Below are 24,605 nucleotides of genomic sequence, written 5' to 3' on the forward strand. Positions count from 1 at the left end.
GCCCCGGTCACCCGACGCGCGACGTGATCAGGCCTCGGTGAATCCGCGGGCCCGCCCACCGGCCGATTCCCGTACGGCGGCCGCGACCGCGCCCGCGACGTCGGGGTGGAAGACGCTGGGGATGATGTAGTTGGGGCCGAGCTCCTCGTCGGTCACGACCGCGGCGAGCGCCCTGGCCGCGGCCAGCAGCATCTCCGGGGTGACCACGTTGGCCTGGGCGTCGAGCAGACCGCGGAACACGCCGGGGAAGGCCAGCACGTTGTTGATCTGGTTCGGATAGTCGGAGCGGCCGGTCGCCACGACCGCCGCGTGCTCCCTGGCGTCGTCGGGCGAAACCTCGGGCTCGGGGTTGGCCAGCGCGAACACGACGGCGTTCTCCGCCATCGCGGCGATGTCGTCGCCGTCGAGGATGCCGGGGGCGGACACGCCGATGAAGACGTCCGCGCCCTTGACGGCGCCGCGCAGGTCGCCGCTGTAACCCTCGGCGTTGGTGTGCTCGGCGATCCAGCGCAGCGAGTCGTCGAGGTCGTCCCGGCCCAGGTGGACGGCGCCGAGGTAGTCGCAGACCACCACGTGCCGCGCGCCACCGGCGAGCAGCAGGCGCAGGACCGCCGTTCCGGCCGCACCCGCTCCGGCGAGCGTGATGCGGACGTCGGAGATGTCCTTGCCGACCACCTTGAGCGCGTTCGTCAGCGCGGCGAGCACGCAGATCGCGGTGCCGTGCTGATCGTCGTGGAAGACCGGGATGTCCAGGAGTTCGCGCAGCCGCCGCTCGACCTCGAAGCAGCGCGGCGCGGAGATGTCCTCCAGGTTGATGCCGCCGAAGCCGGGCGCGATCACCTGGACGGTGCGCACGATCTCGTCGACGTCCTGGGTGTCGAGGCAGATCGGCCAGGCGTCGATGCCCGCGAACCGTTTGAACAGCGCCGCCTTGCCCTCCATCACCGGCAGCGCGGCGGCCGGGCCGATGTTGCCGAGGCCGAGGACGGCCGACCCGTCCGTGACCACGGCCACCGAGTTGCGCTTGATGGTGAGGCGGCGCGCGTCCTCGGGGTTGCGCGCGATGGCCATGCTGACCCGCGCCACACCCGGCGTGTACGCCATGGAGAGCTCGTCACGGTTGCGCAGCGGGACCTTCGACTGCATCTCGATCTTGCCGCCGAGGTGCATGAGGAAGGTCCGGTCGGACACCTTGTGGATGGCGACGTCCTCGACGGAGCCGAGCGCGTCGACGAGCGCCTGCGCGTGGTCGGTGTCCCTGGCGGCGCAGGTGACGTCGATGCGGAGCTTCTCGTGACCCGCCGTGCTCACGTCGAGCGCGGTGATCACACCACCGGCGCTCTCCACCGCGTGGGTGAGGAGGCTGACGGCCTTGCCGCCCGCGGGCACCTCGAGACGAACGGTGATCGAGTACGAAACGCTCGGCACGGTGGCCACGTCAATTCGCTCCTGTTGTCATGGCTGTCTGCGCGTGCACGCCTCCGGAGGCCGTGCCGTTCTGATCTGTGACGGCGCCGGGGACGCACCAGTGTCCACACACTACAGCGCTCGCCGGGATGGGTCTGCTCCTCCGGAGCGACCCGTGATCAGAACAGCGCGCTCGCCAGGCCGCGGCGGCCCTTCGACACGGCGGGATCGTCGGAGGGCAGCGCCTCGAACAGGCCGAGCAGGTGGACCCTGGCCCGGTCGCGGTCGTCCCCGGCGGAGCGCCGTACGACGCCGACGAGCCGGTCGAAGGCGGCGTCCACGTCGCCCGCCAGCATCTCCAGGTCGGCCGCCTGGGTCTGGAGCCCGACGTCGCCGGACTGCTCGGCCGCGCGGGCCAGCACGTCGGCCGGGTCCAGGCCCTGGGTGCGCCGGACCAGCCCGACTCCGGCGAGTCCGATCCTGGCCTCCTCGTTCCCGGGCTGCCGGGCGAGGAGCCGCTCGAACGCGGCCGCGGCCGCGTCCAGGTCGCCCTTCTCGACGGCCTCGTCCGCGGCGGCCAGGTCGGGGTCGATCGGCGGCTCCGCCGGCTCCTCCGCGCCCGGCGCGGCGGCGGCCAGCTCGACGCCGAGCTGCTCGAACACCTGGGTGAGCGCCTGGCGCAGCTGCGACTCGGGCAGCGGCCCCTCGAACAGGGGCATGAGCTGCCCCTGGACGGCCAGGTAGACCGTCGGCACGGCCCGCATGCGCAGGGCCTGGGCGAGCTCGGGGTTGGCCTCGACGTCCGCCCGGGCCAGGATCCACGCGCCGCCCGCCTCGGCGGCGAGTTTCTCCATGGCCTGGCTGAACTGCTGGACCTGCTCGGCCCGCGGCACGGTGGCCTCGACGATCACGGGAACGCTCATCGAGCGCTCGACGACGTCGGCGGTGAAGGTCGCCGCGCTGACCTCGATGACGTTCGCGCCCGCCGCGTCCGGGTTCTGCGCGGCGGCCTCACGCCGCGCCTGCGCTTCCAGAGCCTGCTTGCGCGCGCCGAGGTCCACGGCGCCGTAGAGCGATCCAGGTCGAGTGAAGTCCGCTGCCATACTCCAATCCTGCCGTACGCGCGCGGCTGTTCCGTGCCAACCGCGCCTCCTCTTCACGTCCGGCGGCCCGCCCGCGTGCCGAACATCTGAGGAACGCGGGCGGAACGCGGGCAGAACGGGCGCGGAACGCGGGCGGGTCAGAAGCGCGCGGGCTCGGAGTAGGTCCCCCACTCCGCCCGGAGCGCGTCGCAGATCTCGCCCAGTGTGGCCTCGGCCCGTACGGCGTCCAGCATGGGCGGAATCATGTTGCGGTCCGACCTGGCGGCGGCGACGAGACCGGCGATCGCGTCGTCCACGGCCTTCTGGTCGCGTACGGCACGGCGGTCGGCGAGGACGCGGCGCTGCTCCAGCTCGACCTCGTGACTGATCCGGAGGATCTCCAGCGGCTGTTCGACGGTCGAGGTGTGGCAGTTGACGCCGACGATCTTCTTGTCGCCCTTCTCCAGCTTGCGCTGGTAGTCGAAGGCGGCCTCGGCGATCTCCGACATGAACCAGCCGTCCTCGATGCCGCGGAGGATGCCGGAGGTCATCGTGCCGTCGGTGCCCATGTTGCGAATTTTCGTGAATGTCGCCTCGGCCTCGGCCTCCAGCCGGTCGGTGAGCGCCTCCACGTACCAGGAGCCGCCCAGCGGATCGACGACGTTGACGACCTCGGTCTCCTCCATGATCACCTGCTGGGTGCGCAGCGCGATCTCGGCGGCCTTCTCCGAGGGCAGCGCGAGCACCTCGTCGAGCGCGTTGGTGTGCAGCGAGTTGGTGCCGCCCAGGACCGCGGCGAGCGCCTCGACCGCGGTGCGGACGATGTTGTTGTCCGGCTGTTGCGCGGTCAGCGAGACCCCTGCCGTCTGGGTGTGGAACCGCAGCCACTGGGCCTTCTCCGTGCGGGCGCCGTACACGTCGCGCATCCAGCGGGCCCAGATGCGGCGCGCGGCGCGGAACTTCGCGATCTCCTCGAAGAAGTCGATGTGCGCGTCGAAGAAGAAGGACAGGCCCGGGGCGAACACGTCCACGTCGAGGCCACGCGAGAGGCCGAGCTCGACGTAGCCGAAGCCGTCGGCGAGCGTGAAGGCCAGCTCCTGCGCGGCCGTGGATCCGGCCTCCCTGATGTGGTAGCCGGACACCGACAGCGGCTTGTACGCGGGGATCTCGGCGGCGCAGTACTCCATCAGGTCGCCGATCAGGCGCAGGTGCGGCTCCGGGGCGAACAGCCACTCCTTCTGGGCGATGTACTCCTTGAAGATGTCGGTCTGCAGCGTCCCGTTGAGCCGCCCGGCCGGCACGCCCTGGCGCTCGGCCGCGACGACGTACATGCAGAAGATCGGGACGGCGGGGCCACTGATCGTCATCGAGGTGGTCACGTCGCCCAGCGGGATGCCCTCGAAGAGCACGTCCATGTCGAGGGCGGAGTCGACGGCCACGCCGCAGTGGCCGACCTCGCCGAGGGCGCGGGGGTCGTCGGAGTCGCGGCCCATGAGCGTCGGCATGTCGAAGGCCACCGAGAGGCCACCGCCGCCCGCGCCGAGGATCATCTTGTAGCGCTCGTTGGTCTGTCGCGCGTTGCCGAATCCGGCGAACTGCCGGATCGTCCAGGGCCGCCCGCGATATCCGGTCGGGTGCAGGCCCCGCGTGAAGGGGTACTCCCCCGGCCAGCCGATGCGCTCGAGCCTCGGGTCGTCGCCGTCCGGCCCGTAGACCGGCGCCACTTCCATCCCGGACAGCGTCCGGTGCTCCCGCCACGGGGCGCGTGTCACCGCCGCGTCGTACCGCGCCTGCCAGCGGGCCCGTCCGGCCTCGATCTCGTCCGCGTTCATGGTCCCCTCCTCGCGAAAATACTAGGACGTCCTAGTAAATCGCGCCAGAGGGTCGCCTCTGCGGTCACTCGCGTCAGCGAATGTCACACCTTGGTCGCAATACTCCACGGATCTATGACAGACGACGTCAATACCGAAATATGAGACGCGCATGGTTGATGTCCACAGGGAGGTGGATGTGAAGCGCGTCATTGTCGTCGCCGCAGCCGCGGCACTCGCCGCGGCCACGCTGGCGTCGCCGGCGCAGGCGGTGCGCACCGCGGCCGAACCGGCCGCGGAGACCGAGTACGTCGTCCTTTACAAGGAGGGCGCCAACGCGGCCGATGCCCAGAAGGCGATCGAGGCCGCGGGCGGTTCCATCGTGAAGGTCAACACCGCGGTGGGACTGGCGACGGTCACCACGACCAACAGCGGGTTCTTCGCCGCCGTCAAGGACAACTCCGCGATCGAGGGTGTCGCACGCAATCGCGTCATCGGCACCGCGCCGAAGGCGGCCAGAGTCCAGGCGGGCGCCGCCAAGGCCATCCAGGCCAAGGCCGTCGAGAAGGAGGGCAGGGCCGGAGCCACTCCGGTCAAGAGGGGCAAGAACCCCAAGGCCGAGCCGCTCAGCGATCTGCAGTGGGACATGCAGCAGATCCACGCCAACGAGGCGCACAAGTACGAGACGGGCGACAAGCGCGTGCTCGTCGGCGTTCTCGACACCGGGGTCGACGGATCCCACCCGGACATCGCACCCAACTTCAACAGGGCTCTGAGCCGTAACTTCACGGTCGACATCCCCACGGACGCCAACGGCGACACGGTGGACGGTCCCTGCGAGGTGGCCTCGTGCGTCGACCCGGCGGACGTGGACGACGACGGCCACGGCACACACGTCGCCTCGTCGATCGCGTCCCCGGTCAACCGGCTGGGCGTCTCCGGCGTGGCCCCCAACGTCTCGATCGTGAACATCCGGGCGGGTCAGGACTCGGGCTACTTCTTCCTGCAGCCGACCGTGGACGCGCTCACCTACGCGGGCGACATCGGCATCGACGTGGTCAACATGAGCTACTACGTCGACCCGTGGCTCTTCAACTGCGTGGACAACCCCGCCGACTCCCCCGAGAGCCAGCTCGAGCAGGCCACGATCATCCGCGCCACCCAGCGGGCCCTCGACTACGCGCACAACAGGGGTGTGACCCTGATCAGCGCCGCGGGCAACGAGGCGATGGACTACACCAAGACCAACACCGACACGAGCAGCCCGGACTTCGTGAGCGTGCCCGGTCAGGCCCCCTACTCCCGCACGATCCCGCCGAGCTGCAAGTCGATGCCCGGCGAGGGCGACCATGTGATCTCGGTCTCGTCGACCGGCATCAGCAAGCGCAAGGCGTACTACTCCAACTACGGCGACGGCTTCGTCGACGTCGCCTCCCCCGGCGGCGACGTGTACGACACGTCCGACAACACGCGGGACATCACCAAGGCGACTCTCTCGGCGTACCCGAAGTCGCTCGCCGTCGCCAACGGCGAGATCGACGAGAACGGCGAGCCGACGGTCCCCTACGTGGTGAAGGACTGCAACGGCAGCGTCTGCGGGTACTACCAGTACCTTCAGGGCACCTCGATGGCCTCGCCGCGTGCGGTGGGCGTCGCCGCCCTGATCGTCAGCAAGTACGGCAGGCCCGACCACCGGCACCCGGGCGGGCTGACCATGGACCCCGCGGCCGTGGAGCGGATCCTCAAGGGGACGGCCACCCCCACCCCGTGCCCCACTCCGGCGGCGTTCACCTACACGCGGCACCTGCCGGCCGGTTCCACCGTGACCGCGACGCACACGTGTGAGGGCGGCGGCGCCGGCAACGGCTTCTACGGCAGGGGCATCGTCGACGCCCTGCGCGCCGTGGGCCGCTAGCCGGACACCGGCGGCCGGAACCGGCGGCCGACGCTCCGGACGTACCGAACGGCACCCCGCTGACGGCACACCGTCGGCGGGGTGTCGCCGGTTCAGGAGGCGAAATCGCCGGCGGCGACCCTGAGGGTCCGCAGGAGGTCGAACATCTCGCCCAGGTCCTCCTCGCCGTACATGGCCAGGCCGAAGTCGGCGGCCATCAGGTCGGCGGTGGCGAGCCGTACGACCTCGCGGCCACGGTCGGTGATCTCGGCGAGCACGCCGCGCCCGTCCCGGGGGTTGCGCATGCGGCGCACCAGCCCGGCGCGCTCCAGCCGGTCGACCGTGTTGGTCACGCTGGTCGGATGCACCATGAGACGCTCGCCGATCTTGGAAAGAGGCAGCGAGCCCGCCTTGCTGAACGTGAGCAGAACCAGCGCTTCGTACCGGGCGAAGGTCAAATCGTACGGCTTGAGCAGCGCGTCCAGTTGCGCCAGGAGTATCTGGTGAGCTCTCATGATCGAAGTGACGGCGGCCATCGCGGAGGACGGCCCGAAGTTCGCTCGCCAGCTCTCGGCAGCCCTGTCGATGGGGTCGAACGGGAGATTGAGCGGCTTCGAGATGAACACAGCGATACGGTAGCGCGACGATAGTCCCAATTGCGCTGCGTACGCTGTGTAACCAAATTGATTCCTTGACCCCAGAACTCCGGCGTCAAACATCACGCTCCGTTATGGTTGCCACGTCAAAAGGTGAGGCGGCGGCAAACCCGGAGGGCAACGCGAGCCAAGTCTGCTAGTCGGCAGGCACGGCGCGCACGTCCTGCGGACAGCGCCACGGGGACCGGCGCGGTCCGACGCCACCGCCCACCCGCACGGGGGGTTTGGTCGATGGGCAACAAGCAGACGACGGCGCTGGAGCAGCGCCGCGCACGACCGTGGGCGTGGCCGCATGCCACGCCCGGTCGTGGATAGCCGCGAAGGCGTTTCACGCGAGGAACTCAAGCAGGGCGCGGTCGTGCTTCTGGCCGTGCTGCTCGTGCTCGGGCTCGTCTGTGCGTGGAGCGTCCTGATTCCTGGCGTCATGGACTGGGACAACATCGTGGTCGCGGTCATCGGGTCGCTCCGGCTGACCGGTCCGGTCGCCGCGGCCTTCGCCGCGTGGGTCGCGGCGCGCAGACGCCGCGCGGGCCGCCGCCGAGCGCTCACCACGTGGCAGGCGATACGACCGCCGCTCGCGATCCTCGTGGTCGTCGTGGGCTCCTTCGCCGCCACCATGACGGTGCTCACCGTGCGCGCCCTGCTGACCGGGGAGGGCAACGGCCTGCTCCCCGGCGGGGTGGCCATGAGCGCCGCCGGACTCGCTCTTTACGTGGTCGCGGGATGGGTCGTCGGCTGGCTCGCACCGGTGGCCGTCGCGCCGCTGGTCGCCGGTTTCGGTACGTACGCGCTGTTCACCTGGGTCGCCTCGGGCGCGCCGTGGGCCGACCGGCTCGCCCCCGCCGCGCGGGAGCCGTACGACGCCTTCCGGCTGATGCCTCTGGGCGCGTTCACCGACCAGGCGCTGTGGCTGGTGGGCATCAGCGCCGCGCTTCTCCTCGGCTGGGCCGCGTTCATCACCAGGCAGGCGCTCGCGCTGGCCGCGGCCATGGTCGCGCTGCTCGCCGCCGGGACCGGCGTGGCGCGGCTGCTGAGCGAGCCGCAGGAGGTCGCGGCGAGCGAGAGCCTCGCCTACAGCTGCCAGGAGTGGCCGATCGTCGTCTGCGTGCATCCGGGGATGCGCAGCGGCCTCGGCGAGCTGGGCGGCACCTTCACCACGATCGCGGCCCGCCTGGCCGGCACCCCCGCGGCGTTCAACCGGGTCGAGCAGCGCTCGCGCTCGGACACCGACAAGGTCGGCAAGGGCGTGGTGCCCATCTACGTGGACGATCTCGACGCCGGATACGCGGACCGCGCGGCCTCCGAGTTCGTCGAGCGGCTCGCCCGGCCGTGCCCCGGCTCCCCCGCCGACGGGTATCGGGCGATCGTCATCGCCTGGCTGCGCGACGAGCCGCTGCCCTCCGGCCCCCTGCCCGAGCAGCGGCGCGCCGCGACCTGGTTCGCCCACCTGACCGAGACCCAGCGCCGGGACTGGCTGAGGATGTTCTACACGGACTTCGCCACCTGCCGGTTGCAGAGCAGGTACTTCGGCGGAGACGTCCGGCGGGACACCCCCGCCACCCCCAGCTATCCCATGAACCCGCCGTACGGCCACGAGACCCCCACGCCGGCGGACGCTCCGGCGGACCACGAAACTTCGCCGGGCGAATCACTACATGCCCCGCCAAGGTGAGATCGGGCCGATCTCGGGAAGATTCCTTCCGTGAACCGCCAGACCGGAGCCCCCCAGGGGTCGCCGCCCCCCGCAGAGCCGGCGAACCGGCGCTCCCGACGCGGCTGGCGGTGGCTCGCCGGCCTCCTCTTCGTCGCACTGCTCTTCGTCGTCGGCGCGCGGCTCGCCCTCTCCTGGCTCGACCCGTTCGGCGAGCGGACCGTGGACCGCAGCGGTCCGGTGCTGCTGCAGTCGATCCACAACCTGAGCCGTTTCGAGGCCGCCACCGGCAACTTCCAGGTCGTCGTCGATCTGGAGAAGGACGCCGCGTTCCTCCCCGACGCCATCAAGGGGACCAGGACCCTGTTCGTGGGAGCGGGGAACGTCGACGCCTACGTCGACTTCGGCTCTCTCACCAAGGACGCGATCACCGTCTCGCCCGACCGCACGACCGTCACCGTACGGCTCCCGCGCGCGCAGTTGGAGAAGCCCAACCTGGACAACAAGCGGTCGTACGTGTTCGCCCAGCAGCGCGGGCTGCTCGACCGGGTGTCGGACTTCCTCTCGTCCTCGCCGCAGAACCAGCAGGAGCTCTACGTACTGGCCGAGAAGAAGATCGCCGACGCGGCCGTCTCCAGCGACCTGCGCGCCCGGGCCGACCAGAACACCCGGGCCATGCTGGAGGGCATGCTGACGTCGCTCGGCTTCACCAAAGTGGTGATCCAGTACTCGTCCGAGCCCTGACGCCCTCGTACGCCCCGTCGGGGTCAGCCGATCGCGGCGAGCAGGTCGTCTGCGGCGGTGTAGGGGTCGGTCTCGGCCGCCAGCAGGCGTTCGGCGAGGAGGTCGAGCTGCCGCTCGCGGCCCGCCAGCGCGAACCGCGCCCTCAGCTGGGCGAGCGCGATGGACTCGATCTCGTCCCGCGCGCGGGCCAGCCTGCGGCGGCGGAGCTCCCCCGACTCGTCGAGGTAGGCGGCGTGCTTGTCGAGCGCGGCGAGCAACTCGTCGGCACCCTCGCCTCTCGACGCCACCGTGGAGACGATCGGCGGCTTCCATGGCGCGTGGATCAGCCCGACCATGTTCCGCAGCTCGCGGACCACCGCCTGGGCGCCGTCGCGATCGGCCTTGTTGACCACGAACACGTCCGCGACCTCCAGGATGCCCGCCTTGGCCGCCTGGATGCCGTCGCCCATGCCCGGCGCGAGCAGGACGATCGTGGTGTCGGCGAGCCGCGCCACGTCGACCTCGGCCTGGCCGACCCCCACGGTCTCGATCAGGATCACGTCGCACCCGGCCGCGTCCAGCACGCGGAGGGCCTGGGGGGTGGCCCACGCCAGCCCCCCGAGGTGGCCCCGGCTCGCCATGCTCCGGATGAAGACCTCGGGATCGGTCGCGTGCTCCTGCATGCGCACCCGGTCGCCGAGCAACGCGCCGCCCGTGAACGGGCTGGACGGGTCCACGGCCAGCACGCCGACCCGATGGCCCCGCTTGCGGAACGCCTGGATGAGCATGCCGGTCGAGGTCGACTTCCCCACGCCGGGGGATCCGGTCAGTCCGATCACCCGCGCGCCGTACGGCCCGCGCCCGGCACCGGGGCCCGTCTCCGTCGCGAACGCCGCCATCACCTCGCGCAGCGGATCGTCGCCGCCCGGCACCGCGGTCGCGTTCTCGACCAGGGTGATCAGCCGGGCGACCGCGCGGGGCCGTCCCCGCCGCGCGTCCGCCACGAGCGCGCCGACGTCCATGGAAACCTCCCGTTTCGGTCGCCCGGAGTCCAGCCTAGACGCTTGATCGCGTACGGTCCCGCCGCGCGGGCGATGACGCCCGCGCGGACCGGGTGCCCCCGCGGTCCGATCAGTCGGCTGGCGATCAGCCGAGTAATCACCCGAGTAATCAGCTGAGCGGTCGGCTGATCAGTCGCGGGAGGGGACGCGGATGATCAGGGCGTCGCCCTGGCCGCCGCCGCCGCACAGGCCCGCCGCGCCGACGCCGCCGCCGCGCCGCCTGAGCTCGTGGGCCAGCGTCAGCACGATGCGCGCGCCGGAGGCGCCGATCGGGTGGCCGAGCGCGATGCCGCCGCCGTTGACGTTGACCTTGTCGAGCGGAACCCCGAGCTCCTTCACGGACTGGAGCACCACCTGGGCGAACGCCTCGTTGATCTCCAGCAGATCGAGATCGTCCGGGGTGAGTCCCTGCTTGCCCAGGGCGTGCTTGATCGCGTTGGCCGGCTGGGACTGGAGGGAGTTGTCCGGACCGGCGACGTTTCCGTGCGCGCCGATCTCGGCCAGCCACTCAAGGCCGAGCTCCTCGGCCTTCGCCCGCGACATGACGACGACGGCGACGGCTCCGTCGGAGATCTGGGAGGCGGATGCCGCCGTAATCGTCCCGTCCTTGACGAAGGCGGGACGCAGCCCGGCGAGCGTCTCGGCCGTGGTGTCGCCGCGGATGCCCTCGTCGGCGGAGAACACGATCGGCTCGCTGCCCTTACGCGAGGGCAGGGTGACGGGCACGATCTCGTCGTCGAAGACGCCGGTCTTGGTCGCCTGGGCCGCGAGCTGGTGGGAGCGGGCGGAGAACCCGTCCTGCGCCTCGCGGGTGATGCCGAACCTGGCGTTGTGCTGCTCGGTCGACTCGCCCATGGCGATCTGGTCGAAGGCGTCGGTGAGCCCGTCGAAGGCCATGGAGTCGACGATGCCGGCCGGGCCGTACTTGACGCCCTTGCGCAGGCCGGGCAGCAGGTGCGGCGCATTGGTCATGGACTCCATGCCGCCCGCGACCACGATGTCGAACTCACCCGCCCGGATGAGCTGGTCGGCCAGGGCGATGGCGTCCAGCCCCGAGAGGCACACCTTGTTGATCGTCAGGGACGGGACGGTCATGGGGACGCCAGCCCTGACGGCGGCCTGCCGCGACGGGATCTGGCCGGCGCCCGCTTGGAGCACCTGCCCCATGATCACATATTGCACTTCGGAGGGGGCGACGCCGGCACGCTCCAGCGCGGCCTTGATGGCGAGGCCGCCGAGGTCGACTGCGGACAGGCCGGCGAGCGAGCCGAGCAACCGCCCGATGGGCGTACGAGCTCCTGCGACGATCACGGAACCGGACATTGGAGGGGCCTCCATCACGGGATCGGGGCGACGATGTCACGATACCCAGGAGTGTCCGAGCGACCGCCATGGTGGTCGGCCACATGTTCCGTGCCCGGAATCCGGGCCGGTGGCACTGGCGGGAGCGCGGACTGTGACGCGGACGGAGTGAGACATGCTGCTCAGGATCGATCATGTGGGCATCGCCTGCCACAACCTCGAAGAGAAGATCGAGTTCTACGAGTCGACGTTCGGGCTCACGGTGGTGAGCCGGGAGGTCAACGAGGAGCAGGGCGTGAAGGAGGCGATGCTGCACGTGACCGACGGCCCCAGCGGCGCCTCGTACGTGCAGCTGCTTGAGCCCCTTCACCCGGACACCGCCGTGGGGAAGTTCCTGGCCAAGCGCGGCGAGGGCGTGCATCACATTGGCTATGGCGTGGCCGATGTCACGCAAGCCTTGCAGGATATCGCCGCAAAGGGCATAAAACTCATCGATGAGCGTCCGAGGCACGGTTCAATGGGCGCGTCAATCGCGTTTCTCCACCCGAAAGACGTGGGAGGAGTCCTGACGGAGCTGGTCGAGACAGCGCGGCATTGACTCCTGGACGTAAGAAAGGTTCATACGTAACAAGTCGCGCATAAAGTCGGAGGGGGCCGCCAAGGCGGCAGTACCGGAGTACGCTGGCCTATCACCGGACGTGGATCCCGTGATGGGCTCCCCGCCTCGGCTGTCCGAACCCCCCGTCCGGCCCCTGTAGCCGTCTCGACAACCCAGGATCGAGCCTCATGCAGTCCGACATCGACGCCCAACTCAACAATTTCTTTGAAGACGCCCCTTCTCGGGAATTCGACGTGGTGCTCCGGGGCTATGACCGGCACCAGGTCCACGACCACTTGAAGACGCTCGACACCGAACTGCGTCAGGCCCGTGAGCAGGTCGGAGCGCTCCAGCGGGACCTTTCGGACTCGCAGCGCCAGTTGCAGGAGCAGGAGCGTCCGACCTATTCGGGACTCGGCGCCCGCATTGAGCAGTTGCTTCGTCTTGCGGAGGAGCAGGCCACCGAACTGGTCCAGGCCGCCAGGTCTGAGGCGAACGAGATCAAGGCCGCGGCCAAGGTCGACGCCGCCGACTTGCGCGCCGCCGCCGAGAACGAGGCCGCCGAGAAGCGCGCCCTCGCCTCGCGTGAGGCCGAGGACATGCGCAGCACGGCCGAGCGGGACGCCGAGGAGATCCGCTCGACCGCCAAGCGGGAGGCGGACGAGCTCACCTCGACCACCGAGCGGGAGGTCGCCAAGGTGCGCGCCACCGCCGACCACGAGGTCGCGGAGAAGCGCGCGGACGCCGAGCGTGAGATCGCCAAGCTTCGCACCACCACCGAGCGCGAGGTGGCCCAGCTTCGCGCGTCCACCAAGCGCGAGCGTGACGAGGTGCTCACCACCGCCAAGCGCCAGGCGGACGAGATGCGCGCCCAGGCACAGCGTGTGCTGGAGGAGTCCGAGGCCAAGCGGGCGCAGGACGAGGCGGAGTTCGAGATCCAGCTCGCGTCCCGCCGCGAGGAGGCGGAGCGGCAGGAGGCCGAGCGCCACGCCACCGCCCAGTCCAACACCCAGAAGCTCGTCGCCGAGGCGGAGCAGCGCGCCGCCACCGCCGAGCAGCGGGCCAGCAAGGCGACCCAGCAGGCCGAGCAGACCCGGCGCGAGGCCGACACCCACGCCAAGCAGCTGCTCGCCAACGCGAGGAAGAACGCCGACCAGCTCGTGGCCGAGGCCAAGTCCAGCGCCGATTCGATCGTGACCGACGCCAAGAACGAGGCCGAGCGCACCCGCACCTCCATGCAGCGCCAGGTCGACGAGCTGACCCGCCAGCGCGACAGCATCACCAGCCACCTCGCGCAGCTGCGTCAGCTGCTCGGTGGCGCCCCGCTGCCCGGCATGGACCCCGAGCCCGCGCCGGTCGCGGCCGCTCCGGCCAAGCCCGCGCTTTCGGCCGCGCCGAGCAGCGTCGACAAGCCCGTCTCGGTCGCCAAGCCCGTCGAGACCAGCAGCAAGGCCGACGACGACGCCGAGTGGTGGCAGGAGTAACGACCGGCGCTTTCTGGGAGTTGGCGACGGCTGCACCGGTACACCGGGCGGGGCCCGGCGGATCATATCCGCCGGGCCCCGCTGTGCTTGCTGCGCTCACGCGGGCTCGGGGCGCCCGAAGTCGGCTCGTGCCCCGAGCGTGACGGCCGGCACCGTAAGGGGTGATGGTGCGTCAGATCCAGCCGCGACGAGCGGCCTGGACCCCGGCCTGGAACCGGCCGGTCGCACCCAGACGGCCGAGAAGAGAAGCGATCCTGCGCCGCAGGGTCCGCTCGGAGATGCCGAGGTGCCGCAGGATCGCCTCGTCCTTCATCCCGACCGCGAGCAGCTCAAGGATCTGCCGGTCGACCGCGTCCAGAGTCGGTACGGACGGCGTCCCCGCGAGGGGGGCCGCCTCGCGCCACAGCGTCTCGAACAGCGCCACCAGGGCATCCGTGAGCGCGCTGTGCCGTACCACCACGGACGTGAAGCGGATGCCCTCCTCGTTGCCGGTGAGCGGCAGCAGGGCGGTCGTGCCGTCGACGAGCACCAGCTTGATCGGCAGGTTGGCGTGCACCCGTGACTGCTCGCCCAGGCTCATCATCTGCCGGATCTCGTCGAGCTTGGCGGGCAGGTCGAGCACGGCCGACGAGTAGATCGCCCGGCAGCGCACCCCGCGCGCCAGAGCCGACCCCTCGGCGCTGATCGACGTCCCCGAGGCGGCGTACGGCGGGGCGTCCAGCGCGAGCACCTCCTTGGACGCGCCTGCCAGGAGCTCGCCCACCCGCCTGCCCGCCGCGGCCGAGCCCTCGACGACCTCGATGACGCGTTCCGGATCGGCGCGCAGCAACCCCTCCTGGAAGGAGGCCGCCAGTTCGTCGGCCTCAAGCGTCAGCCGGTCGAGCTCGGCCCTGCGGCGGCGGATCGCCCCGCCGAGGCCGATCCTCGGGTCGGCGGCGCGCAGGCCGTACCTGTCACCGGACGACTCCAGCAGCCCGAGCTCCGTGAGCCGGTCGACCGAGGCCTGCACGGCGTCCGGCGACGCCTCCAGCCGCCGTGCGCACTCTTCCACCGAACAGCGGGGGTCACGGAGCAGCAGGCGGTAGATCCGTTCCTCGAGGACGTCAAGACCGATGGCGTCCCACACGTGCACCTCCGTGGCATGTTCCGGTCAATGGCCGGATCAGGTCACCAGTTTGTACCACAATCGGGGTGTCGCTCCGCAAAGGTAGCGGCATGGGGCGCACACGGAGCCGGGCTTCGTGCGCTCCCGAGGGAGGAAGCAGAGGGAGGGGACGCAGGCCTGGACGGTGACCCCGTCTGCCGCGTCCGCCCCTCGCTCATCGGCTCCGCCGCTCGTCTCCGGCACCTCGCTCGTCATCTCCGCACTTCGCTCGTCATCCCCGTCTCGCGTTCGCGGTCTCCGGATCCTGCGCTCCGCTTCTCCGGATCCTGCGCGCCGACCGGGGCTGGATGTCAGGCGACGGACCGGACGAAGTCCGCCACGGCGCGGTTGAACGCCTCGGGCTGTTCCATGGCGGACAGATGGCCCGCCGCCTCGATGACGACGAGTCTGCTGTCGGGCACCGCCCCGGCCATCGCCTCGGCCTCGGAAGGCGGCGACAGCTCGTCCTCGTCCCCCACGATGACCAGAGCGGGCACCTTCAGACCGCGGAGCGTGTCGAAGGAGTCCGGGCGGGCCGCCATCGCGCGCTGTGCCCACGCCACGGCCGCGGGCGGCGCGCTCTGGACGAGGCCGCGGACCCGTCCGGTCACCATGGGTCTGCTGCGCTTCGTGGTCGCGCCGAGCTGCGGCGGCAGGACCTCCTCCACGAGGATCGCCGACCCGTCACGGAGCACGGCCTCCGCGATCCGCTCCCGGTTGTGCCTGGCGGGCTCCGGGTCGGCCGCCGCCTTCGTGTCGGCGAGGACCACGCCGAGCAGGCGGTCGGGGTGGCGCCGGCAGAAGGCCAACGTGACGTAACCGCCCATCGACTGACCGCCGACCACCGCCCGCTCGACGCCTTCGCGGTCGAGGAGCCGCGCCACGTCGTCGGCCATGACGTCGAGCGAGGGCGCGTCGTCTCCCAGCGGCGAGCCGCCGAAGCCGCGCATGTCCGGGGTGATCACCTGGCAGGCCGGTGCCAGCCCCTCACGCTGCGCCAGCCACATCGCCGAGGAGAGCGGGAAGGCATGGAGCAGGACCAGGGGCGTCCCGGAGCCGGCCGATCGCGAGTACAGCTGCATCAGGTCACCGTAACCCGCGATCGTCCCCCTGCCATCCCCCTCGGCCCCGGATCCGCTCACCCGCTCCGTCCGGCCCGGCCCCGCCCGGTCCGGCCCCGATCGGTGGCGGGGTCGCGACGGGTCGTGACGGGGCGGCCTCAGGCATGGCGGGGTGGCCTCAGGCCGTGGCGGTCTGGCCTCCGTCGACGTACATGACCTGCCCGGTCATGTACGCGGAGGCGGGGCTGGCGAGGAAGAGCGCGGGATAGGCCATCTCGTCGGGGGTTCCCCAGCGTCCCATCGGGACCCCGCTGATGGTGGCCCTGCTGGCGTTCTCGTCCTCCCACAGGTTGCGGTTGAGCTCGGTCGCGGTCCATCCCGGGCACAGCGCGTTCACCCGTACGCCGCGGGACGCCCACTCCAGCGCGAGGGTCTTGGTCAGGGCCACCAGACCGGCCTTGGCCGCCGCGTACGGGGCGAGGAACGGGGCGCCCTTGGCGGCGACGGACGCGACGTTGATGACCGACCCGCCGCCGCGTTCGAGCAGGTGAGGGGCGAGCGCGTGCAGGACGGCCATCGCCGAGTCCAGGTTGAGCCGCATGAGCTTGTCCCAGCCGGGGAGCCGCAGGTCCTTGAACTCGACCAGGAAGCTCGAACCCCCGGCGTTGTTGACGACGATGTCCACGTGACCCAGCGCCTCGATCGCGGCCTGGACGGCCGTCGCGACGGCATCACGATCGGTCACGTCGCAGGGGATGACGTGGGCCCGGCGGCCGAAGTCCTCGACCTCCTTGGCCACCTGGGCGAGGCTCTCCGCGGACCGGGACACCAGAGCGACGTCGGCTCCCGCCTCCGCGTACGTGAGGGCGATGGCCCTGCCGATGCCTCGGGACGCCCCCGTGACGAACGCCTTCTTACCGGAGAGATCGAACGCCTGCACGGTGCCTCCCTGGAACAGAACATAGCTCTACTGTTCCTGTTTTATACCGCTTCGGCATCCCGCACCGCACCCGGTCCCCCGGAAGCACCGCACCCGCTCCCCTGGAAGCACCGCACCCGGTCCCCCGGAAGCTCAGACCTGCGTGGGCAGCGGGCCCGCCGCAGGGTTCACCCGCTTGACGATCTCGTCGAGCACGATGCGCACGGACGGCTCGCCGACCCACAGGTGCTTGGCGCCGTCCACCCCGACGACCTCGGCCTGCGGCACGCGGGCGAACCGCGTACGCGCCTCCTCCGGCCGCAGGTAGTCGTCCAGCTCGGGTACGAGCGCGACCAGCGGCCTGCCGAACTCCGCCCAGGCGTCGAGATCGGCGTCCGACGCGCGGCGCAGCGGCGGCGAGAGCAGGATCGCGCCCGCGACGAGGGGATCGCGGCCCCACTTGAGGGCGAGCTCGGTGCCGAACGACCAGCCGACGAGCCACGGCTGCGGCAGGTCGTGGAACTCGGCGTACTCCAGGGCCGCCGCCACGTCGAACCGCTCGTCCTCGCCGTCGCCGAAGGCGCCCTGGGACGTCCCACGCTCGGAGGTCGTGCCACGGGTGTTGAAACGCAGCACCGCGAGGTCGGCGAGCGCCGGCAGGCGGTAGGACGCCTTGCGCATCACGTGGCTGTCCATCATGCCGCCGTGCGTGGGCAGCGGGTGCAGGCAGACCAGTGTGGCGACCGGCGGCCGGTTCTCGGGCAGCGCGAGCTCCCCGACCAGCGTCAGCCCGTCGGCCGTGTGCAGCTCGATGTTCTCGCGCCGCGCGGGCAACACCGTCGACGCCCGGATCTCCGCCACCATCCCGAAACCTCCTGCACGATCAGATGAATGCCCGTTATGTGAAGCTCGCCCCAGTATTCCGCGCGGGCTCGACTGCCCCGCCCGCCGTGCGGACCGCCCGTACGGCACCGCCGGGTACGGCATCCCGTACAGCACCACCATTCAGCACCACTGTCCGTGCCGCCCGTTCAGCAACGCCGTTCAGCTGCGCCATTCGGCGGCACGGTTCAGCGGCACGGTTCAGCGGCACGGTTCGACAGCGCCGTCAGTAGCGGGTGCGGCCGGGCCCGCGGTTGACCCGGTTGCGCCAGCAGGCGGTGTGCCAGTGGCGCCGCTCGTTCTCGCCGCCGGTCCAGTTCGGCCAGGACACGACGTGCGCGAGGCCGACCCGGATCTCCTGGTCGCAACCGGGACAGCGGTAGACCTTGTCCGCCGCTCCGCCCACGATGCGCCGTACCTGCCACTCGCCGTCCGGCCACTCCTCGACCTGGCCGATGCCGAACCGCCCGGCGAAACCGAGCCCCTCGTCGTCGCCTCCGCCGGAGGCCGGACGCCGCGAGCGGCGCGAGGCCCCGTCCGAGCGGCGGGCGCGTCGCGGGCTCACCGGACCTCCTCGCGCGTACGGCGCGAGCGCGTCGCGGCCTCGTCACGCGTACGACGGACCGGTCTGACGGTGGGCGTCGCAGGGGGCGTGGCAGGGAACGCGGCCGGCGTGACAGGGGGCATGGACGGCGTGACAGGGGGCATGGACGGCGAGACGGGGGTCATGTCAGACAGAACGGACGGTCAGCCGGCGTATTCCCGGATGCTCGGCACTCCGGCCGTGACGAGCTGGTCGAGCAGCGGCACGGGCGCGAAGGACGGCTCACGGTACTCCGCGTAGAGGGCGCGGAGCCCGTCCCTGACCGTCTCCAGGCCGATGGCGTCGAGCATCTCCAGCGGCCCGGCGGGGTATCCGCAGCCGAGCCTCATCCCGGTGTCGATGTCGCCCGCCGAGGCGTACCCCGACTCCAGCATGCGGACGGCGTCGTTGAGATACGCGTACAGCAGGGCGTTGACGACGAACTCCGCCCGGTCCCCGCACATCACCGGCGTCCGTCCGAGGATCCTCATCAGGTCGCGTACGGCGCCGGCGGTCTCCTCGGAGGTCAGCACGGTGGAGGCGACCTCGGCCACGTCGTCGCCCACGAGGTGCAGCCCGGCCAGCCGGTCGGGGTGCGGGATCCGTACGGCGAGCTCGACGATGGGGCGGTCGGACAGCGCGACGATCACGTCGGCGTCCCCCACCGGCGCCAGGTCGGAGTTCTCCGCGACCACGGCCTTGAACCCCGCGCCGTCGAGGGCCGCGACGAGCGCGGCCGCCTCCGGCCCGGCGCCGACGATCCCGACGGTGGAGACGGACGCCGCCCGCCTGTCTCCCTCGGCAGCGGGGGCGCCTTCCGCGTCGGAGTAGAACCCGCGGCCGGTCTTGCGGCCGAGCAGCCCGGCGGTGACCAGCTCGCGCAGTACGGGCGCGGGCGCGTGCCGCCGGTCCCGGGTCTCGCGGAACAGCACCTCGCACACCTCGTAGGAGGTGTCCAGGCCGATCAGGTCGAGCAGCGTGAACGGCCCCATCGGCAGGCCGACGCCCAGCTTCATGGCGGCGTCGATGTCGTCCCGGCCGGCCAGGCCGGACTCCAGCAGGGCGCAGGCGTGGTTGAGATAGCCGAGCAGCAGCCGGTTGACCACGAACCCGGCCCGGTCACCGGCCGTGATCGGCGTCTTGCCCAGCCGCCGGGCGAGCGCGGCGATGTCGCCGGCCAGACCGTCGTCGGTGACGACCGTGTGCACGACCTCGACGAGCTTCATCACCGGGGCGGGGTTGAAGAAGTGCATGCCGATGACCCGTCCGGGCCGCGACGTGCTCGCGGCGATCGCGGTTACGGAGAGCGACGAGGTGTTGGTGGCGAGCACCGCCGACGGCTTGCAGATGCGGTCCAGGTCCGCGAACAGGCCGCGCTTGAACTCCATGATCTCGGGAATCGCCTCGATCACCAGGTCGGCGTCCGCCAGGTCCTCCCGCGACGTGGTGAGGGTGATCCGGCCGAGGATCACGCTCCGGTCGTCCTCGGTGAGCTTGCCCTTCGTCACGGCCCTGCCGGTCGAACGGTCCAGGTGCCCGCGCCCCCGGTCCAGGGCCGCGTCGTCGGCCTCGACCCCGATCACCTGGAGGCCCGCGCGGGCGAAGACCTCGGCGATCCCCGCTCCCATCGTGCCCAGTCCCACCACACCGACAGTCTCAAACGTCTGCGCCATGGGGTCAGTCTCGCAGAGGTGCCCGATCCGGCAGAGAGCAGGCGGCCCGACCGGTAGGGTTGGCGGCTATGCGGCTGGTCATCGCGCGGTGCAGCGTGGATTACGTGGGGAGGCTGACGGCCCATCTGCCCATGGCGCCCCGCCTCATCTTGATCAAGGCGGACGGCAGCGTCTCGATCCACGCCGACGACCGGGCGTTCAAACCGCTCAACTGGATGAACCCTCCGTGCAAGCTGCGCGAGGACGAGGGCACCTGGACCGTGACCCACGGCAAGACCGGCGAGAAGCTCATCCTCACGATCGAGGACGTGCTGCACGACACCAGCCATGAGCTGGGCATCGATCCCGGGCTCCAGAAGGACGGCGTCGAGGCGCATCTCCAGGAACTGCTCGCCGAGCACATCACCACGCTCGGCGACGGCTGGACGCTGGTCCGCCGCGAGTACATGACGGCCATCGGCCCGGTGGACATCCTCTGCCGCGACCAGCGCGGCGGCACGGTCGCCGTGGAGATCAAGCGCCGCGGTGAGATCGACGGCGTCGAGCAGCTCACCCGCTACCTGGAGCTGCTCAACCGCGATCCGCTGCTCGCCCCGGTCAAGGGTGTCTTCGCGGCCCAGGAGATCAAGCCCCAGGCCCGGGTGCTGGCCACCGACCGCGGCATCGACTGTGTCACCCTCGACTACGACGCGCTGCGCGGCATCGAGCCGGAGAACCCGACGCTCTTCTGAGGAGCCCGCCGGGTCGTGTGTCCACCGATCGATGGACACACGGATTCATCCGGGTGGGGGTGTCCCAGGACAAAGTCCAGGTAGATCCTTATGGCATGACAAACGCCATTCAGGTCCGTGGACTGACGAAGCGGTACGGGGACGTACAGGCGGTCAAGGGCATCGACCTCGACATCCGGCAGGGCGAGGTGTTCGCCATCCTCGGCCCGAACGGGGCGGGCAAGTCCACGACGGTGGAGATCCTCGAGGGGTACCGCAAGCGCGACTCGGGCGAGGTCTCCGTGCTCGGCGTCGACCCGGCCCGGCCGACCCGGGAATGGCGGTCACGCATCGGCATCGTCCTGCAGACCGCCAACGACGCCGCCGAGCTGAGCGTGCGCGAGACCGTACGTCATTTCGCGGGCTACTACCCGAACCCCAGGGACCCCGACGAGGTGATCGCCGCCGTCGGACTCACGGAGAGCGCGAACAAGCGGGTCCGCCAGCTCTCCGGCGGGCAGCGGCGGCGGGTCGACGTCGCCCTCGGCGTCCTGGGCCGGCCGGAGCTGGTCTTCCTGGACGAGCCCACCACCGGTTTCGACCCCGAAGCCCGGCGGCAGTTCTGGGAGCTGATCGAAGGGCTGGCGCACGACGGCAGCACGATCGTGCTGACCACGCACTACCTGGACGAGGCCGAGGCGCTCGCCGACCGGGTCGCGGTCATCGCGGGCGGCACGATCGTCGCCGAGGGCGAGCCGGGAACGCTCGGCGGCCGGGCCACCGCGAAGGCCACGGTGAGCTGGGCGGACGGCTCCGTCGAGACCGACACCCCGACCAAGACCGTCCTGGAGCTCAGCCGCCGATTCGACGGAGAGGTCCCCGGCCTCATCGTCGCCCGTCCCACGCTCGAAGACATCTACCTCACGCTGATCGAGGCCCCCCGTGACTGAGACCGCCACCGGCTCCGCCCCCCGTACGGTTACCGCACGCGCGCTGCCCTCCACGCTGAAGCTGGGCCTGTCCCGCGGCGCGGTGGAGACGAAGATGTTCTTCCGCGAGAAGGACGCCGTCATCTTCACCTTCGCCTTCCCGATCATCATGCTCGTACTGTTCGGCTCGATCTTCGCCGGCAGCCTGGAGGGGACCGGGGTCACCGTCTCCCAGCTCTACACCGCCGGGCTGATCGGCGCCGGTGTGATGGGCGCCGGTTTCCAGAACCTGGGCATCGGCATCGCGGCCGACAGAGACGACGGCACGCTCAAGCGGCTGGCCGGTACGCCGATGCCGCGCAGCGCCTACTTCATCGGCAAGATCGTCAACGTGCTGGTGATCGCGTTTCTCGAAGTGGTGATCCTGCTCGCCATCGGCGTCCTGCTGTACGACCTCGACCTGCCCTCGCAGGTGTCGAGCTGGGTGACGTTCGCCTGGGTGTTCGTGCTCGGCGTCACGGCCGCGGCGTTGCTGGGCACCGCCGCGAGCAGCCTGCCCCGCTCGGCCAAGAGCGCGGCTGCGGTCATCAGCATGCCCTTCGTGGTGCTGCAGTTCATCTCGGGGGTCTTCATCCCGTTCACCCAGATGCCCGAGTGGCTGACCAACATCGCCTCGGTGTTCCCGTTGAAGTGGATGTGCCAGGGGTTCCGGGCCGTGTTCCTCGGTGACGGCGGCGTCACGCTGGAGCTGACGAAGTCGTACGAGCTGGACCGGGTGGCCCTGGTCCTGGCCGCATGGGTGGTCGGGGGCCTCGTGTTGTGCCTGACGACCTTCCGCTGGAAGGGCCGCCGGGACGGATGAGCACGGCCTGGCGCCGGAACCGGCGCTCCCTCGCCGAGGGCGTCGCCGCTCCCGGCGAGGACGGCGAGCCCGGCGCCGGCCACGCGTGGAAGGCGTTCCGCGGCTGGGAGACGCTGTACTCCGTGGTCTTGGCCGTCACGATCGCGCTCGTGTTCGCGGACGACGACCTGACCCCGGCCACCAGGACGATCGCGCTCGCGCTGCTCGGCTGCTGCGCGGCCGGGTATCTGCTCCTCGGCCGCCCAGCGCTCGGGGATGGCGGCGCCCGCGACCGCCGCGGCCTGCTCTATGTGGGCGTGATGATCGCGACCTTCGTCCCGGCCACCATCATCACGACTTCGGCGGCCATCGGGCTGTTCGCGCTCTGCCCGCAGGTGTTCATGCTCCTGCGTGACCGATACGCCGTCGCGGTACTGCTGGCGCTGAACGTCGGCCCCGTGACCATGTTCCTGGCGGCGTACGGCGCGACCGGGCAGCTCGGGTTCGTCTCCATCGTCTTGATCGGCGTCGCGTTCGCCGCCGTCCTCGGGTCGTGGATCAGCCGCATCATCACCCAAAGCACCGAACGCGCGCGGCTCATCGAGGAGCTGTCCGCCAGCCGCGCCGAGGTCGCCCGCCTGTCCGCCGAGCGTGGCGCGCTGGCCGAGCGCGAGCGGCTGGCCCATGAGATCCACGACACCCTCGCCCAAGGGTTCACCAGCATCATCATGCTCATCCAGGCCGCTGAGGCGCAGCCGGGGACGGCGCCGGGATCACGGCATCTGGCGCTTGCCGTACAGACCGCCAGGGAGAACCTGGCGGAGGCGCGCGCCCTCGTCGCGGCGCTCAGCCCGGCCCCGTTGGACGGCTCCACCCTGGATGAGGCGCTGCGGCGGCTCACCGCCCGGCTGGGCGAGGATCTCGGACTCCACGCGTCCTTCGCGGTCAAGGGCGTCTCGCGCGCGCTGCCGGCCAACACCGAGGTGGTGCTGGTCAGGGCGGCGCAGGAGGCGCTGGCCAACGTGCGCAAGCACGCCGCCGCGTCGTCCGTCCGGGTCCGCGTCGAGTACGGCGCGACCGCCGTGGCACTGGTCGTCCGCGACGACGGGCGGGGGCTGGGCGAGAACCCGCGCCCGGGGTACGGCCTGCGCGCCATGCGCACCCGCGTCGAGCAGGAGGGCGGCTCCGTGTCCGTAACCGACGCCATGTCCGTAACCGACACCCCGTCCCCACCCGGAGCCGCGTCGGTCGTAGCCGACGCCGCGTCTACCCCCGGGGCCGTGTCCATCACCGGGGCCGTGTCCATCACCGGGGCCGTGTCCGCGGCCGACGCCGTGTCCGCACCCGGCACGACCCTGACCGTCACCCTGCCCGCGGCCCCGTCGGCGCCAGGTACCCGAGATGGAGAGTGATCCTCCCGTGATTCGCCTGATGATCGTGGACGATCATCCCGTCGTGCGCGAAGGGCTGCGCGGCATGTTGGAGTCCGACCCCGGCGTCGACGTCGTCGGCGAGGCCGGATCGGGCGACGAGGCGGTCGCCCGCGCCCGCGAGCTGCGGCCGGACGTCATCCTGATGGACCTGCGCATGCCGTCGGGCGACGGCGTCAGCGCGACCAGCCGGATCCTGGCGGACCGCCCGGAGAGCCGGGTGATCGTCCTGACCACGTACGAGACGGACCAGGACATCGTGCGCGCGGTCGAGGCCGGGGCGGCGGGGTACCTGCTCAAGGACATCTCCCGGGCCGACCTGCTCGCCGCCGTCGCGTCGGCGCTGCGGGGCGAGACCGTGCTGGCCCCTTCCGTCGCCACCAGGCTCGTCACGCGGATGCGCGCGCCCGTCGCCGAGTCCCTGTCCAAGCGCGAGACCGAGGTGCTCTCGCTCGTCGCCCGGGGACTCACGAACGCGGAGATCGGGACGGTGCTCTTCATCAGCGAGGCCACCGTGAAGACCCATCTGCTCCGGGTCTTCGCCAAGCTCGGCGTCTCCGACCGCACGGCGGCGGTCACGACCGCGCTCGGCCGCGGTTTTCTGTGAGCCGTCCGGAGGCCCGTGAAAACGGCCAATCAAGATCGAATAGAGGGCCGACTTGACCGCTTTGTCAAGGAAAAGATCTTCCTTTCGGGCGCCCGAAAGCGCTAATTTATAGATACTTTCGCATAAAGGATCTTGCGTCCATAATGGTTGCTCCTGG

At 70.9% G+C, this 24,605-nt stretch carries 22 protein-coding genes; 10 read left to right on the plus strand and 12 right to left on the minus strand.

Going from position 1 to position 24,605, the window contains the following annotated elements; all coding sequences use genetic code 11:
• Positions 1–27: 27 nt before the first annotated feature.
• From IMZ11_RS00210 to IMZ11_RS00220, 3 genes are all read right to left on the minus strand, one after another.
• Positions 28–1,437 (minus strand): NAD-dependent malic enzyme, encoded by a 1,410-nt coding sequence (locus IMZ11_RS00210; protein WP_061254851.1) that lies wholly within the window; start codon positions 1,435–1,437, stop codon positions 28–30.
• 149 nt (positions 1,438–1,586) lie between these two features.
• Positions 1,587–2,510, minus strand: a complete 924-nt coding sequence (locus IMZ11_RS00215) for a tetratricopeptide repeat protein (RefSeq protein ID WP_228636682.1) — start codon at positions 2,508–2,510, stop codon at positions 1,587–1,589.
• Positions 2,511–2,647: 137 nt separating this feature from the next.
• A complete protein-coding gene (locus tag IMZ11_RS00220) occupies positions 2,648–4,321 on the minus strand; it encodes a methylmalonyl-CoA mutase (RefSeq protein WP_228636683.1) in 1,674 nt (557 codons plus the stop codon).
• A 178-nt stretch (positions 4,322–4,499) separates the two neighbouring features.
• Here IMZ11_RS00220 and IMZ11_RS00225 point away from each other — a divergent pair, with 178 nt between their 5' ends.
• Complete coding sequence (locus IMZ11_RS00225; protein ID WP_228636684.1) at positions 4,500–6,215, plus strand: S8 family serine peptidase; 1,716 nt, start codon at positions 4,500–4,502, stop codon at positions 6,213–6,215.
• Between the two features lie 92 nt (positions 6,216–6,307).
• Here IMZ11_RS00225 and IMZ11_RS00230 read toward each other — a convergent pair whose 3' ends face one another.
• Complete coding sequence (locus IMZ11_RS00230; RefSeq protein WP_061255213.1) at positions 6,308–6,814, minus strand: MarR family winged helix-turn-helix transcriptional regulator; 507 nt, start codon at positions 6,812–6,814, stop codon at positions 6,308–6,310.
• 343 nt (positions 6,815–7,157) lie between these two features.
• Between IMZ11_RS00230 and IMZ11_RS00235 the strand changes: the two genes are divergently transcribed.
• Entirely contained in the window at positions 7,158–8,522 is a 1,365-nt protein-coding gene (locus IMZ11_RS00235; protein ID WP_228636685.1) for a hypothetical protein, read from the plus strand.
• A 30-nt stretch (positions 8,523–8,552) separates the two neighbouring features.
• Positions 8,553–9,245 carry a DUF4230 domain-containing protein gene (locus IMZ11_RS00240; protein ID WP_228636686.1) on the plus strand — a complete coding sequence of 231 codons (693 nt, stop codon included), beginning with the start codon at positions 8,553–8,555 and terminating at the stop codon, positions 9,243–9,245.
• A gap of 23 nt (positions 9,246–9,268) precedes the next feature.
• On the opposite strand, the gene meaB is transcribed toward IMZ11_RS00240, so the two are convergent.
• Complete coding sequence (gene meaB, locus IMZ11_RS00245) at positions 9,269–10,246, minus strand: methylmalonyl Co-A mutase-associated GTPase MeaB (protein ID WP_061254856.1); 978 nt, start codon at positions 10,244–10,246, stop codon at positions 9,269–9,271.
• A gap of 168 nt (positions 10,247–10,414) precedes the next feature.
• On the minus strand, positions 10,415–11,608 hold the full coding sequence (locus tag IMZ11_RS00250) for an acetyl-CoA C-acetyltransferase (RefSeq protein WP_228636687.1): 1,194 nt from the start codon (positions 11,606–11,608) through the stop codon (positions 10,415–10,417).
• Positions 11,609–11,762: 154 nt separating this feature from the next.
• Between IMZ11_RS00250 and mce the strand changes: the two genes are divergently transcribed.
• Positions 11,763–12,185 (plus strand): methylmalonyl-CoA epimerase, encoded by a 423-nt coding sequence (mce, locus tag IMZ11_RS00255; protein ID WP_228636688.1) that lies wholly within the window; start codon positions 11,763–11,765, stop codon positions 12,183–12,185.
• 188 nt (positions 12,186–12,373) lie between these two features.
• Positions 12,374–13,669 carry a DivIVA domain-containing protein gene (locus tag IMZ11_RS00260; protein WP_061254859.1) on the plus strand — a complete coding sequence of 432 codons (1,296 nt, stop codon included), beginning with the start codon at positions 12,374–12,376 and terminating at the stop codon, positions 13,667–13,669.
• A 172-nt stretch (positions 13,670–13,841) separates the two neighbouring features.
• On the opposite strand, the gene IMZ11_RS46040 is transcribed toward IMZ11_RS00260, so the two are convergent.
• The 6 genes from IMZ11_RS46040 to IMZ11_RS46045 form a co-directional block, all read right to left on the minus strand.
• On the minus strand, positions 13,842–14,795 hold the full coding sequence (locus IMZ11_RS46040; protein ID WP_228636689.1) for a winged helix-turn-helix transcriptional regulator: 954 nt from the start codon (positions 14,793–14,795) through the stop codon (positions 13,842–13,844).
• Positions 14,796–15,124: 329 nt separating this feature from the next.
• A complete protein-coding gene (locus IMZ11_RS00270) occupies positions 15,125–15,895 on the minus strand; it encodes an alpha/beta fold hydrolase (RefSeq protein ID WP_228636690.1) in 771 nt (256 codons plus the stop codon).
• Positions 15,896–16,052: 157 nt separating this feature from the next.
• Positions 16,053–16,814 (minus strand): SDR family NAD(P)-dependent oxidoreductase, encoded by a 762-nt coding sequence (locus IMZ11_RS00275; RefSeq protein WP_228636691.1) that lies wholly within the window; start codon positions 16,812–16,814, stop codon positions 16,053–16,055.
• Positions 16,815–16,946: 132 nt separating this feature from the next.
• Positions 16,947–17,657 (minus strand): alpha/beta hydrolase, encoded by a 711-nt coding sequence (locus IMZ11_RS00280; RefSeq protein ID WP_228636692.1) that lies wholly within the window; start codon positions 17,655–17,657, stop codon positions 16,947–16,949.
• A gap of 244 nt (positions 17,658–17,901) precedes the next feature.
• Positions 17,902–18,240 (minus strand): hypothetical protein, encoded by a 339-nt coding sequence (locus tag IMZ11_RS00285; RefSeq protein ID WP_061254863.1) that lies wholly within the window; start codon positions 18,238–18,240, stop codon positions 17,902–17,904.
• 182 nt (positions 18,241–18,422) lie between these two features.
• Positions 18,423–19,931, minus strand: a complete 1,509-nt coding sequence (locus IMZ11_RS46045; protein WP_308066713.1) for a 3-hydroxybutyryl-CoA dehydrogenase — start codon at positions 19,929–19,931, stop codon at positions 18,423–18,425.
• 68 nt (positions 19,932–19,999) lie between these two features.
• On the opposite strand from IMZ11_RS46045, the gene nucS reads away from it, so the two are divergent.
• The 5 genes from nucS to IMZ11_RS00320 all read left to right on the plus strand — a co-directional run bounded on the left by nucS (position 20,000) and on the right by IMZ11_RS00320 (position 24,448).
• Positions 20,000–20,662 (plus strand): endonuclease NucS, encoded by a 663-nt coding sequence (nucS, locus tag IMZ11_RS00300; RefSeq protein WP_228636693.1) that lies wholly within the window; start codon positions 20,000–20,002, stop codon positions 20,660–20,662.
• Between the two features lie 95 nt (positions 20,663–20,757).
• Positions 20,758–21,591 (plus strand): ABC transporter ATP-binding protein, encoded by an 834-nt coding sequence (locus IMZ11_RS00305; RefSeq protein WP_228636694.1) that lies wholly within the window; start codon positions 20,758–20,760, stop codon positions 21,589–21,591.
• The gene (locus IMZ11_RS00310) at positions 21,584–22,432 is read left to right on the plus strand and encodes an ABC transporter permease (RefSeq protein WP_228636695.1); all 849 of its coding nucleotides are present in this window, start codon (positions 21,584–21,586) and stop codon (positions 22,430–22,432) included. Before IMZ11_RS00305 ends, IMZ11_RS00310 begins: the two co-directional genes overlap by 8 nt.
• Complete coding sequence (locus IMZ11_RS00315; RefSeq protein WP_228636696.1) at positions 22,429–23,823, plus strand: sensor histidine kinase; 1,395 nt, start codon at positions 22,429–22,431, stop codon at positions 23,821–23,823. The genes IMZ11_RS00310 and IMZ11_RS00315 overlap by 4 nt, the downstream gene beginning before the upstream one ends.
• 7 nt (positions 23,824–23,830) lie before the next feature.
• Positions 23,831–24,448 (plus strand): response regulator transcription factor, encoded by a 618-nt coding sequence (locus IMZ11_RS00320; RefSeq protein ID WP_228636697.1) that lies wholly within the window; start codon positions 23,831–23,833, stop codon positions 24,446–24,448.
• The last annotated feature ends 157 nt before the right edge of the window (positions 24,449–24,605 follow it).

The sequence above is a fragment of the Microtetraspora sp. AC03309 genome, assembly GCF_020826795.1.
GTDB classification, from domain to species: domain Bacteria; phylum Actinomycetota; class Actinomycetes; order Streptosporangiales; family Streptosporangiaceae; genus Microtetraspora; species Microtetraspora glauca.